Origin of the sequence: Longimicrobium sp. (assembly GCA_036377595.1) — a bacterium.
Taxonomy (GTDB): Bacteria; Gemmatimonadota; Gemmatimonadetes; order Longimicrobiales; family Longimicrobiaceae; genus Longimicrobium.
In genome coordinates this window covers 54,010-66,254 of record DASUYB010000150.1, presented here as the reverse complement: position 1 = coordinate 66,254, position 12,245 = coordinate 54,010, and the positions used below count along the sequence as shown (strand labels likewise).

Annotated in this window: 11 protein-coding genes; all 11 read left to right on the top strand. The window is 72.4% G+C overall.

The window, feature by feature from the left end; all coding sequences use genetic code 11:
* Positions 1–8: 8 nt before the first annotated feature.
* The 11 genes from VF092_26580 (at position 9) to VF092_26530 (ending at position 12,031) form a co-directional block, all read left to right on the top strand.
* Positions 9–1,019 carry a PAAR-like domain-containing protein gene (locus tag VF092_26580; GenBank protein ID HEX6750882.1) on the top strand — a complete coding sequence of 337 codons (1,011 nt, stop codon included), beginning with the start codon at positions 9–11 and terminating at the stop codon, positions 1,017–1,019.
* Between the two features lie 13 nt (positions 1,020–1,032).
* Positions 1,033–1,965: a type VI immunity family protein gene (locus VF092_26575; GenBank protein HEX6750881.1), complete on the top strand. Its 933-nt coding sequence runs from the start codon at positions 1,033–1,035 to the stop codon at positions 1,963–1,965.
* Positions 1,935–2,681, top strand: a complete 747-nt coding sequence (locus tag VF092_26570; protein HEX6750880.1) for a hypothetical protein — start codon at positions 1,935–1,937, stop codon at positions 2,679–2,681. The genes VF092_26575 and VF092_26570 overlap by 31 nt, the downstream gene beginning before the upstream one ends.
* Positions 2,682–2,860: 179 nt before the next feature.
* Entirely contained in the window at positions 2,861–4,324 is a 1,464-nt protein-coding gene (locus VF092_26565; protein HEX6750879.1) for a class I SAM-dependent methyltransferase, read from the top strand.
* Positions 4,325–4,336: 12 nt separating this feature from the next.
* Positions 4,337–5,581, top strand: a complete 1,245-nt coding sequence (locus VF092_26560) for a TIGR02270 family protein (protein HEX6750878.1) — start codon at positions 4,337–4,339, stop codon at positions 5,579–5,581.
* A 431-nt stretch (positions 5,582–6,012) separates the two neighbouring features.
* Positions 6,013–7,317: a CsgG/HfaB family protein gene (locus VF092_26555; protein HEX6750877.1), complete on the top strand. Its 1,305-nt coding sequence runs from the start codon at positions 6,013–6,015 to the stop codon at positions 7,315–7,317.
* Between the two features lie 57 nt (positions 7,318–7,374).
* A complete protein-coding gene (locus tag VF092_26550) occupies positions 7,375–8,502 on the top strand; it encodes a hypothetical protein (GenBank protein ID HEX6750876.1) in 1,128 nt (375 codons plus the stop codon).
* On the top strand, positions 8,502–8,918 hold the full coding sequence (locus VF092_26545; protein ID HEX6750875.1) for a hypothetical protein: 417 nt from the start codon (positions 8,502–8,504) through the stop codon (positions 8,916–8,918). The genes VF092_26550 and VF092_26545 overlap by 1 nt, the downstream gene beginning before the upstream one ends.
* Positions 8,915–9,517: a hypothetical protein gene (locus VF092_26540; protein ID HEX6750874.1), complete on the top strand. Its 603-nt coding sequence runs from the start codon at positions 8,915–8,917 to the stop codon at positions 9,515–9,517. The genes VF092_26545 and VF092_26540 overlap by 4 nt, the downstream gene beginning before the upstream one ends.
* A 188-nt stretch (positions 9,518–9,705) precedes the next feature.
* Entirely contained in the window at positions 9,706–11,064 is a 1,359-nt protein-coding gene (gene tssK, locus VF092_26535) for a type VI secretion system baseplate subunit TssK (protein HEX6750873.1), read from the top strand.
* Position 11,065: 1 nt separating this feature from the next.
* Positions 11,066–12,031: a hypothetical protein gene (locus VF092_26530; GenBank protein ID HEX6750872.1), complete on the top strand. Its 966-nt coding sequence runs from the start codon at positions 11,066–11,068 to the stop codon at positions 12,029–12,031.
* The last annotated feature ends 214 nt before the right edge of the window (positions 12,032–12,245 follow it).

The window sequence follows — 12,245 nt, the reverse complement described above, 5'->3', positions numbered from 1 at the left end:
GGGGACCGATGTCCACCGTGGGAATCAATCCGCCCAAGACCCCCGTCACCACGGGCAGCCGCGGCACCGCCAAGGCCACCACTCCCAATGTCTGCAAGATGCCGGGCCCCCCGGCTCCGTTCGTACCCTCTCCCCTTCCCAACATCGCCAAGTCCGGCAGCTCGCCCCAGGGTTACTCGAAGGATGTGACGATCGAGGGGAACACCGTCGCCATCCGTGGCGCGATGTTCGAAAGCATGGGCGACCTGGCGAGCAAGGGCACCGGTGGCGGGCTGATCTCCGCCAACACTCACGGACCGGCCAAGTTCATCACCTTCGGCTCGCTGGACGTGAAGATCGAGGGCAAGAGCGTCCACCTCCTCGGCGAGCCGATGCTGAACAACTGCGGCCCGACTGGCAGCCCGCCGAACACCGGTGCGACCTTGCAGGGGGTGCGCCAGGATTCCTCCCGGGCCAGAGCGGTGCTGGCGGAGATCGCGAAGTCGTGCGACGGCTCCGTTTCGCCCACGCACGAGGACGGGCCGAAGAAGGGTCAGAAGAAGTCCTGCACGGCGCTGGGCACGGAGAAGCATGCCTGTTGCGAGAAGAAGATCCAGGAACACCGTGCCGCCAATCCCGAGAACGGCGATCCCCCGATCGAGGGCGAGCAGGGCTATCGCCGACCGAGCCTGGATCAGAACAATCGGCCCGTAGCGAATGCCGATGGCACCTTCCCGGCGCCGCAGCCGACCGGCGCACCCCGGCCCGATCTGGGCGCGGCCTTCAAGGCTGGTGGCAGCGCCGTTCGCGAAGCCTTCGCCGCGCTCAGCGGCAACTGCTATCCGGACGCGGCCATCCTCAACGCGGATGGATCCAAGACATTCGTGGATTTCAAGTTTCCCTGCCCCGAGGGGCACCCGTCGGGAAAGGGAACCTCGAGAGGGGGGGCCAACACCTCGATGAGCCCCAGACAGCAGGGGAGCTATGATGGTCTGGGATATGGGACCGGGAACGGCGAAGCGATCGTCATCAGCCCTTAGCGGAGGGACAAAGGTGAGCTGGACTGACGTGTGGGCCGAGTATGCGGAACTGGGCCGCAGCTGGACGGTGCTGCGCCCGGCCGTGGCGATGGAGTTCTACGGGGAGGGAGCGAGGCTGGCAGCACACGGCGAATCGATCCTCGACCGGTTCCTCGGCCTGTTGCCGGAAGGGACCCAGCTATACCAGTTGGGGAACAATTCGAGGGAGTACCGGAAGGTGGATGCGCCCAGCCTGCGGCGCATCAGGAAGACGCTGGCCGAACTGGAGCAGCGAGGCCGGTTCTACATGATCAAGGATGCGCCCGAGTTCGACGTGGGTGGGTACTCCCTCGAGCTTCACCTCGGCTCGAAGCACGCGACGATCAACGACAGAGTCCACATCGCCTTGCCCCTGGAGTTCGCGGACGAGCATCGCATCTCCGGGACGATCGAGCTGTTTCGTGAGCTGGTCACCGACGTTCCGTTCTGGGGCGCGGTGGCCGGGTATGGGTTCGACCTGCCGTGGGGCCGCGAGTGCGAGATGGTTGCGATGCCGGCGATGCTTCGGGCCGCGCTTCGCTTCCACGGGCTGCTGGTTCGCCATCGGACGCAGGAAGACTATGCGGTGAAGAAGCTGAAGTCGGCCGGGTGGCTGACGTTTCTCGACGCCGAGCTCCTAGGCCTGGTGGGCGGCCAGGACGCGCTCGAAGCCGCGGTGGACGGGCTCGTCGAGATCTCTCCGCTGAGGGGTGGTGTGTTGTTGAAGGCGGGAGATCGGCCGCCGGTTGGCGATGTCAACCGACAGGAGGCAGACGTGCGGCCGCTGGCGGCGGTGAACCGAGCGATCTCCGAGATTCGCCTCCAGCGGTGGTTTTCTCACAATCTTTTCAGTGTTCCAGCCGAAACCTCAAACGACTGGCTGAGCCGGTTCGACCGATGGAAATTCGAGGCCTCCCCTTCCCGGTGACCGTCACCGGTGATCCGGCGAGCGGAGCTTCAGCCGAGCTCGGCATCGACCTGGCTCCCCCGATCGCCGAGCTGGGCTTCGACCAGCTCCGCTGCGTGGTAGCCTGGTATGCAGCCCTGGGCAAGCTCGGGGGCCTGGGGGGAGCCGATCTGCCGCCCGACGGCACCACCGCGGTGCTCGGGAACCAGGACGAGCCCGTCTCGCGCGGCCCCCGCTCGATCTGGCGCTTCGACGCGTTGTGCGTCGACCCCCGGTCGCTCGTGATCCTCGCCAACCTCGTCTTCGCCACCGGTCTGCAGGTCACGCGCGCATGGTTACATACGGCGGGTCACACGGCCCCGGAGGCCTATGCGCCCGACGACTTTCCCGAGGTCTATCGGCAAGCCCCTTTCGAGATCGACGACCTGCGCGAGCACCGGAACGTCACGATCACGATCTCCTTTGCTGACGATCTTCCGGTCCAGCAGCATGGGCCGGTCTCCGACATGCTCCGGATCTGGTCGATGGTGGGGGCGCTCGGAGGGTTTCGCCATCCGGGCCCGTTGCGGGAAAGGCTGGACCTTTTGCCCGAGGACGATCCCGAGATCATTCTCGACGAGCTGAATTTCTCCATCCGCGACCAGGGAATGCACGACGCAGCCTACGGTGTCCTGACGAACCTGCTGATCCGGCTGCATCGCTCGGAGGCCGGCATTACGCGATTGCGGATGTGCTAGCGACTCCGTCTGGCTCGCTGTAGCGATCCGCGCTCGTGAACTTGGAAGCCGCTGCCGACTCGATGCACCACCCGGCACACATGCGTCTGGATCATCGGCCAGGGAGTGGCCATGCCCCGCAACAGAATCCCGTGAAACCCGGAAGGTCGGCATACGACGTCGTCCCGTACCTGGGAACCGTGGTCGCCAACACCGCGCCCGCGCACCTGGCGCTTTGCTCCCGCTGGCACGGCGGCCCGCGTCCGCCACTCCGGCGCTATCGCCTGGCGGAGCTGGGGTGCGGTGACGGTGCCAATCTGCTGGCCCTGGCCTTCTACGACCGGGAATCGGCATTCGTCGGTGTCGACGCATCGGCGGCGGAGCTGGAGCGGGCCTGCATGGGCGTCCGCTGCCTCGGGCTCGCCAACGTCCGCCTCATCCGCAATGACGTTCGCGACGTCGATCCGGGCGAGATCGGCGAATGCGACTACATGGTGGCTCACGGGCTCTACTCCTGGGTGCCGGAGGATGCGCGGGCCGCGATCCTCGGCCTCTGCCGGCGGTGCCTGGCGCCTGCCGGGCTGGCCTACGTCTCCTACAACGCGCAACCGGGTTGGGCCACCCGCCGCATGGTGCGCGAGACGCTGCTGCGCTCCCGCGCCGTCCGCGACGCGCCCGTCGAGGAGAAGGCGGCGAGGGCAATCGCGCTCGCCGCCGAGCTACTGGAGGATCTGCCGTCCCGCGACTATGCCCACGCGGTCCTGCTGGCCGACGAGATGGAGCGGGTACGCGACGCGAAGCCGGGGTACGTCTTCCACGAGCACCTCGCGGAGGTGAACGACGGGTTCTGGCTGGGCGAGTTCGTGGAGCAGGCGTGCGGGCACGGACTGGACTATGTGGGCGACGCCCAGTTCTGCCGCTGGGAGGGGCACGTGCCCTCCGCGATCAGTTCGGCGCTCGCCCGGCGGGAGCTGGATCCCGTCGAGCGGGAGGAAGCCGCGGATCTGCTCGGCGACCGCTATTTCCGCCAATCGATCCTCTGCCGCGCGGACGCTCCACGCGAGCCGGGTTCCCGTTCGGTGATCCTCGACGAGGTCCACCTCGCCACCTCGCTCGGCGCGCGGTCCGACCCGTTCGACCTCACGGAAGGCGTGATCGAATCGTTCGACGGGCAGGGCGGACCCGTGGTGACGCTGGACTCGGCGATCACCAAGGCGGCGGTGGTGCTATTGGCGGCACAGTGGCCGGCTGGGGTGCCGCTGGGCGAGCTGCACGCTTGTGCCGAGCGGCTCCTTGCCGAGCACGGGATAGGGATGGGACGGGGGACGCCCGCCCAACTCGCGGAGGAGCTGACGACGCTCTTCGAGGCCGGACAGGTCGAGTTACGGCTACGCGAACCCGCGTACGATCGCGGTATTCCGGAGCATCCGCGTGCCCACGCGCTCGCCCGGTTCGAAGCGGCGCATCGCGAGGTGCTGACTACGCCGTATCATCTGCCGCTCCCGTTCGATCCGGCGGCGATGGAGATGGTCCGCGCGCTGGACGGGACTCGCTCGCAGCGCCATCTCTGGCGGGCGTTCGGCGACGAGCTCGTGGATGGAACGCTGCCGGTGCTGGCGAGATGGGGGTTGCTCGAGCAGCCGCTCGGCGCGGCGCCTTCCTGAGGCACGGTGCAGATGAGCTACGTCATTCCCCACATCGTCCTCCAATACGCAGAAGAGGCCGCCTTTTTGTGGCTCCTCCGCGCGCGCGCCGTGTCGCAGCGCAACTACTCGCTCCGCGACCTGGCGGAGCTCGACGGCCGCGTGGAGGCCCACCTCGACGGCCTGCGCATCGCGGGGGAGGCGGGGTGGGAGGTGTGCAAGGCCGAGCTGGCGTGGGAGGAGGCGGGCGAGGTGTTCGCCGGCGCGTCGCTCGCCTTCGAGTCGGGCGACCCGCTGCGGATCGAGGAGGTGCTCGCCGTGGCCGACCAGTCCCCCGAGCTGGCGCGCGGTGTGATCTCCGCGCTGGGGTGGATGGGGTGGGACCAGGCGCAGCCGCACGTCCTGCATCTCCTGGCCTCCGAGCACCCGGTGCGCATCCGGATGGGCGTGGGCGCGTCCGCGGTGCACCGCGCGGACCCGGGGCGGCGGCTGGCGGAGCTGGTGCGGCACCCCGAGCCGGTGGTGCGCTCGCGGGCGCTGCGTGCCGCCGGCGAGCTGGGCCGCACGGACCTGCGCTTCGACGTCGCCGCGGCGCTGGAGGACGGCGACGAGGGGTGCCGCTTCTGGGCCGCCTGGGCCGGCGTGCTGCTGGGCGACCGAGAGATCTCCGCGCGGACGGCGGCGACGTTCGCCGTCCCCGGCGGCGCGCGCGCGGAGGCGGCGGCGGACCTGGTCGCGCGCGCGCTGCCTCTGGCGCAGGCGCTGGGGTGGTGGCGCTGGCTCGTCGCGCAGGACGCGCATCGCCTCGCCGTCATCGCCGCGGGCGCCGCGGCCGATCCCGCGCTGGTGCCGTGGCTGCTGGAGCGGATGGCCGACGAGGCGCTCGCACGCCCCGCCGGCGAGGCGTTCAGCGCCATCACCGGGGCAGACCTGGCGTACGAGAACCTCGACCGCAAGCCGCCGGAGGGCTTCGAGGCAGGTCCGAGCGACGATCCCGAGGACGAGGACGTGGCGATGGACGCCGACGAGGACCTGCCGTGGCCCGACCCGGAGCGCGTCGCCGGGTGGTGGGCGCGGAACCAAGGTCGCTTCGCCGCGGGGACCCGGTACCTGCTGGGCGCGCCGGTCGACCAGCCGGGGCTGCTCCATGCGCTGCGGACGGGAACGCAGCGCAAGCGCGCCGCGGCGGCGCTGGAGATCGCCCTGCGCTACCCCGGCAACGCACTGTTCGAGGTCCGCGCGCGCGGCGACCGCCAGAGCCGCGTCCTTGGCGTTTGATCCGGTGAAGAATCGGCGCGTCTCCCCGGATCGCGTGCTGGGCCGGCGATAGATCCATCGGCCTGCATGCTCTTGTGAGACGCTGATTACGGTCTGGCCGGCCTCGGGATGACGTCGGCGAGGTGTCAGCGCACAGAACATCATCATCCCGTCGGTCTACCAGAAAGTCGATCGCCACGGAGGCATGGAGGACCGCGATGGGTTCTCCGTGCCTCCCTCACTCTGTGCCCCTGTGAGATTCTTCTTTCCTGGATGATCGATATGGGCAGATCTGCCCATGCGACGGCCTTCTTCCGGGTTTAGCGTGGATGCAGGGTCGGCCCATGGCGCCGGCCCGATGGTGATTTTGATCGCACCACCCCTTGAGTCCGGCGTCGATCGCACGCGTTCGGCGCCGCCCCGCGGTCCTTCCCGCCTTGGAGATCGCCCTCGTGCCGCTCCATTCCGTCTTCGCGCGCCGGATCACCCGGCCGGACACTCGCCGCCTGTCGCTTGCCGCCGCCGCAGCGCTGGCCGCGGCGCTGGCGGCGTGCGCGCAGCCGCCGGCGGCCGGGCTGTCGCCGGCGGGGGTGGCTGCGCTGGAGGCCCGCGCGGCGCGTGATCCGGCGGACGTGCGGGCCACCGTCCGGCTGGGCGAGGCGTACCGCGACGCCGGGCGGCTGGACGCCGCGCGGCGCGTGCTGGAGGGCGCGTCGCAGCGCGCGCCGCGCGACGGCGAGGCCGCGCTCTTCCTGGGCCTGACCTGCGAGGACCAGGGCGACGCGGCCTGCGCGCGGGCGCAGTACGAGCGGTTCCTGCGCGCCCCCGGCGGCTCGCAGGCGCTGAAGACGCGGGTGCGTGGGCGGCTGGCCGGGCTCGAGCGGTGCGAGATGCACGACGCCGTCCGCGCGCTCCTGGCGCGCGAGGCCGCGCTGGCGCAGACGCCGCCGCAGCCCGGCACCGTGGCCGTCTTCCCCTTCCTGGTCACCGCCGACGACCCGGCGCTGCGCCCGCTGGACCGCGCGCTGGCCGAGTTCCTGGCCACCGACCTGTCGCAGACCGACCGGCTGCGGGTGCTGGAGCGGGTGCGCGTGCAGGCGCTGGCCGACGAGCTGAAGCTGGCCGAAAGCGGCGCGGTGGACCCGGCCACGGCGGCGCGGAGCGGCCGCCTCCTGGGCGCCGCCAGCGTGGTGCAGGGGCGCGTGGCGGGGAGCCAGGCGGCGCTCCGCCTCGACGCCGCGGTGGCCAAGGTCGACCGCGTGCTGGGCGACACCGGCGCCGCCGTCGCCGCCCGCAGCGGCGCGCTGGCCGGGCTGTTCGGGATGGAGAAGGAGCTGGCGGTCGACATCTACGGCCGGCTGGGCGTGCGGCTGACGGACGAGGAGCGCGCCCGCGTTCTCGTGCGGCCGACGGAGAACCTGCAGGCCGCGCTCGCCTTCGGGCGCGGGCTGCAGTCCGCCGACGAGGGCGACTTCGCCGAGGCGGTGCGCCACTTCCTGGAGGCGGCGCGGCTGGATCCCGGCTTCGCCATGGCGCGGGCGAAGGCGCGCCAGGCGGCCGCCGCGGCGCGCGCGTCCGGGGTGACCACGGAGGAGATCGCGGCGCAGGCGCGCGCCGAGCGCAACGCGATGTGGATCGCCGCCGTGCAGTCCCTCGTCCCCGCGCCCGGCGGCCGCGACGCCGCCACCGAGGCGCTGGGGCAGGAAGGCTTCCGCGGCCAGACCGCCACCATCGAGCTCGTCTTCCCCCGTCCCTGAACGCACGCGCCGCATTCCCGTTGGCGATGCACCCGAAGTTCATGCAGGCAGGTGATCATGGAGAGGATTGATCGGAAGATGCGGCGCGGCATCGCCCTCGCCCTCCTGGCCCTCCCGGTCGCTTCGGCGGCCGCGGCGCAGGAGGGAGAGGCGATGCCGTGGACGGCGGCCGCCGGGGCGCGATTCGAGAGCTATTCCTTCGCCGCGCCGGAGCGGACGGGGATCGAGCGCGTCTCGCTGCTGACCGTCCCCCTGGCCGCGGAGACGCGGATCGCCGGGCGCGCGCGGCTCACCCTCAGCGGCGCGTGGGCATCCGCGCGGATGGTGCGCGCGGACGGGAGCGAGGCGTCGCTCGACGGGCCCACCGACGCGGAGCTGCGCGTGGCCGTCCCCGTCGTGGGCGACTGGATGACGGTGACCGGCACGCTGGTCGTCCCCACCGGCAAGCAGCGGCTGACGGGCGACGAGCTGCAGGTGGCCGCGGTGGTGGCCTCGGACCTCCTCCCCTTCGCCATCTCCCACTGGGGAAGCGGCACGCTGGGCGGCGCGGGCGTGGAGCTGTCGCCGCGCTTCGGCGGCTTCGGCGTGGCGGTGAGCGGCGGCTACCGCGCCGGGCGCGAGTACCGCGCCTTCGACGGCGGCGGCGCCTACCGCCCGGGCGACGAGACGTACCTGGTGGTCACCCTCGACCACACGTCGGGCGGGGGGCGGGCCGCGCTGCAGGGGGGGATGCACCGCTACGCGCACGACGGCCTGGCCGGCGCCAACCTGTACCGCGCCGGCGACCGCTATCACCTGACCGCGTCGTACGCCTTCGCGGGCGAGGGGCGCGTGGGGGGCGCGGTGTACGCCGGCCTCCTGCACCGCGAGGGCGGCGCGGGGCTGACCCTCCCGTCGCAGGACCTTCCCGCGCAGAACCTGGGGCTCCTCGGGCTCGCGCTGCGCATCCCCGTCGACCGAGGGGCGATCCTCCCCTCCGCCGACGGGCGGATCTTCCACAGCGCCGATGGGGTGGGGCAGGGCTACGGCGTGGCCGCCGGCCTGGCCGCCGAGGTGCCCGCGATGGGGGCCACGCTGGTCCCCTCCGCGCGGATGCGGATGGGCGAGGTGCTGGTGATCGGCGACATGCGCAGCCGCTTCACCGGCGCCGAGCTCGCCCTCACCCTGCGCCGCGGGAGGCGGTGATGCGCGCGCGGGGCTGGACGCGCGTCGCGCCCGCGGCGGCGCTCCTCGCCGCCGCTGCGTGCGGCGACTTCCTGGCGGCGCCCGCCGCGGAGCCCGCGCCGCTGGTCCTCTCCATCCACCCCTCGGGACGGGTGATGGCGAGCGCGCTGGACTCGCTCTACGACCAGGTCGACGCGGTGTACGCGCGCGTCACCCGCGGGCCGGCGGTGGTGGTGGAGGGCACGGTCGCCGTCACCCCGTCGGGCGGAGAGATCCGCCGTACCTTCGAGGTGCTGCTGGACAGCGACCCCGAGGACCTGGGCCTGGTGGTGCAGCTGCGCCGCCAGGGCGAGGCCGTGTTCGCCGCCGACACCACCGTGCGCCTGTGGCGCGGCCGCAAGGTCGTCGCCGAGATCACCGTCACCCCCGTCCCGTGAGAAAGCCCGAGATGATCGCCGCCACCGGCAGTCGGGGAGATGCGGGGATGGAGATGCCGGCACGCGCGGCGATGCGTGCGCGGCGCCGCCGCCTCGCGGCGGCGGGGGCGATGGCGGCGGCGCTGATCGCGCTGGCGGCGGCCGGGTGCGGCGACCTCCTGGCCCCGCCGGCGGAGGCGCCCGCGTCGCTGGCGATGACGGTGGCGCCGCCCGCCGAGGCCGCGGCGCCGCAGAACGCGCGGGCCGTGTTCGACAGCGTCTCGTCGCTGCGCGTGTGGCTGCTGTTCGGGAAGACGGTGACCGAGGGCTCGCGGACGGTGTTCGTCTACGACAGCGTCCGCGACACCACCTACGCGGTGGCCGGCGACGGGTCCTCCATCCGCATGCAGTTCAGCTTCCTGCTGGGCGCCCGGGCCGAGGAGATCCTGGTGAAGTGCCTGCTCTACGCCAACGGGCGCGGTGTCTTCGGCGCGCGCGCGCTGGTGCGGCTGCAGCGCGGCCGGACCACGGCGCTCACGCTGCAGCCCGGCCCGCCCGAGATCATCCTGCAGCAGCGCTCCCCGAAGGTGGTAGATGTACCCGGTCCAATCCCACGCTGACGTCATCCCGAAGCCGGCCAGACCGTAATCAGCGTCCGCGCAAGAGCTTGCAGGCCGAAGGATCTATCACCGCGTCAGCACGAGATTCGTCGGACGCACCCAATGCTTCACCCCGGACGTGGTAATCAGGACTCGGGACTCAGGACTCAGGCCCCAGGACTCCACTCGAATCCTCCACCGGACCCGCCATGCGGCAGATGCAGAAGGTGCTGTGGACCCGGGGCACGCTGCTGACCCCCCAGCACCTGCAGGCGCAGGACCGCTTCCTGGAAGACCTGGTCGGCTTCCAGCTCTCCGCGCTGAGCTTCTTTCCCTGGGGCTTCGGGCGGCTGGAGATCGACCCCGAGGCGCTGGCCGGCGGCACCCTGGCGCTTACCGCCGCCGCGGGGCTCTTCCCCGACGGCACGCCGTTCGACCTTCCCGCCGGGGGGCCGCTTCCGCCGCCGCGGCCGCTGGACGGCGCGTGGCAGCCGGACGCGCAGTGGCTCGATCTCCATCTGGCCATCCCCGAGCACCGGCCGGGCGGCAGCAACGTCTCCCTCGCCGGCGGCGACGCGGCCGCGCGCTACAGCGCCGAGGTGGCCACGCGCGCGGACGAGAACACCGGCGCGGGCGAGAAGCCCATCCAGCTCGCCCGGCAGAACGTGCGGCTGCTGGCCTCGGGCGAGTCGCTGGCCGGGCACTCAGTGCTCCGCGCCGCCCGCGTAGTGTGCGCGGCGACGGGCACCTGGGGGCTCGACCCCCGCTTCGTCCCCCCGCTGCTGGACCTGTCGGCGAGCGGCTACCTGACGAGCATCGCCCGGCGCCTGGTGGAGCTGCTGGCGGCGCGGGGCGGCGCGCTCTCGGCCACGCGGCGGCAGCGCAACCAGGGGCTGGCGGACTTCGGGCGCGCCGACGCCGCGCACTTCTGGCTCCTCTACTCCGTCAACACCCATCTCCCCCGCTTCCGCCACCTGCTGGAGGTGCGCCGCGGCCACCCGGGCGAGCTGTGGAGCGCCATGCTGGCGCTGGCCGGCGCGCTGACCGCCTTCTCGCCCACCGTGCACCCGCGCGACCTCCCCGCGTACGACCACGCGGAGCTGGGGGATTGCTTCACCCGGCTCGACGAGCTGCTGCGCGGGCTGCTGGAGACGGCGGTCCCCGAGAACGCCGTCACCCTGCCGCTGAAGGCCAGCGGGCCGATGGTGTACGCCGCCGCCCTGGAGCAGGACCGCTGGCTGGCGGCGCCGGAGATGTACCTGGGGATAAAGGCGGAGATGAAGACGGCCGAGCTGCTGAAGAAGGCGCCACAGCTGCTCAAGGTCAGCTCGGCGGACAAGATCGAAGGGCTGATCCGCCGCGCCCTGCCGGGGATGGCGATTCGCCACGCGCCGCAGCCTCCGTCCCTCCTCCCCGCCAAGCTGGGGTGGAGCTACTTCCTGCTCGACCGCGCCGGGGCCGAGTGGGAGACGGTGCGCAAGGCGCGGAACCTGGCCGTGTACGCGCCTTCCTCCGACTTCCCGCAGCCGGAGATGGACCTGGTGATCCTCCTTCCGCAGGACGGGTGAGATGACGAGCCCCGAATCCCCCGGATCGCCCCTCCCCGAATCCCCTGCAACGACGGAGGGGGAGCCGCCCGCCGAGCGGCCGATGGGCGAGTTCACCCGCCTCTTCCGCCTGGGCGACCTGACCGCGGCCGCATCGGCGTCCGAGGCGGCGCCGAAGACCGAATCCACGCCGCCCGCGGATCCATCCCCCGCGAGCGCCGACGCTGCGCCGCCCGCGCGTCCGCCGGGCGAGTTCACGAAACAGTTCCTGGCGATGGAAGCCGCATCGCCCGAGGCGACCATCGAGCCGCCGCCCGTCGCGGAGCCCGATCCGCCGCCGGCGATCGCCGCAGCGCCGGAGCCGGCGATCGATCTCGCGCCACCGGTCATCGACGAGACCGCGCCGGTCGTGGTCGACGAGCCCGTGCCGCCGGTGATCGAACCGCCTGAGCTGTTCGTGATGGACGTGCCCGCGCCGCGGCCCGTGGTCGCCGAATCCCCGCCGCCCGCGCCGGTGCCGGGGCCGTGGCCGGCGCCGGTGACGGGCGCGCCCGCGGGCGGCGACTTCAGCCGGCTCTTCCGGCGGCTGGAGCTGCCGGAGACGGCGGAGCCGCTCGGCGCGCCGCGGCCCGCGCCGCCGCCCGATCCGTTCCCGTACGACGACCCTCCGCGCGAGCCGCCGCTGTCGTTCGCGCGTCCGGCCACGCCGCGCAGCGACAGCTACCTCGACCGGCTGTACGCCACGTCGGAGCCGCTCGACCCCGTGCCGTCCGCCGTCCCCGCCGACGTGCCCGCGATGCCGCTGCCTCCGCTTCCGCCCGCGTTCGCCGCGCCGCCGCCCGCGTATCCCGCGCCGGCCGTGGCGCCGGCGCCGGCTCCGCCTCTCCCGGCGGGCGGAAAAGCCGGCTCCGGCACCGCACTGCTGATCGCCCTGGTCGTGGTGGTCGTGCTGGCGGTTGTGCTGGTGCTCTGGTTCGCGCTGAAGTGAGGCCGCGGGACACCCGTCGGGTGTCATCCTGAGGGCGCGGCGCACCGAAGCCGCGTGCACGTGATACCCAGCGCGCCCGAAGGATCTTGCAGGGCGGGCTGGACGTCCGCTCGACGGAGCAGCCAGTCGCGTGGGCGAGTAGATCCTTCGGTCGGCGCGAGAGACCTGTGTGGACGAGCCTTCGGCGCGGCGCCTCCCTCAGGATGACGCCGGA

Excerpts from the sequence above, each read along its gene's own strand:
- VF092_26580 (HEX6750882.1), top strand. The coding sequence starts at position 9 with ATGTCCACCGTGGGAATCAATCCGCCCAAGACCCCCGTCACCACGGGC.
- VF092_26570 (HEX6750880.1), top strand. The coding sequence starts at position 1,935 with ATGGAAATTCGAGGCCTCCCCTTCCCGGTGACCGTCACCGGTGATCCG.
- VF092_26560 (HEX6750878.1), top strand. The coding sequence starts at position 4,337 with ATGAGCTACGTCATTCCCCACATCGTCCTCCAATACGCAGAAGAGGCC.
- VF092_26550 (HEX6750876.1), top strand. The coding sequence starts at position 7,375 with ATGGAGAGGATTGATCGGAAGATGCGGCGCGGCATCGCCCTCGCCCTC.
- VF092_26545 (HEX6750875.1), top strand. The coding sequence starts at position 8,502 with ATGCGCGCGCGGGGCTGGACGCGCGTCGCGCCCGCGGCGGCGCTCCTC.
- tssK (HEX6750873.1), top strand. The coding sequence starts at position 9,706 with ATGCGGCAGATGCAGAAGGTGCTGTGGACCCGGGGCACGCTGCTGACC.
- VF092_26530 (HEX6750872.1), top strand. The coding sequence starts at position 11,066 with ATGACGAGCCCCGAATCCCCCGGATCGCCCCTCCCCGAATCCCCTGCA.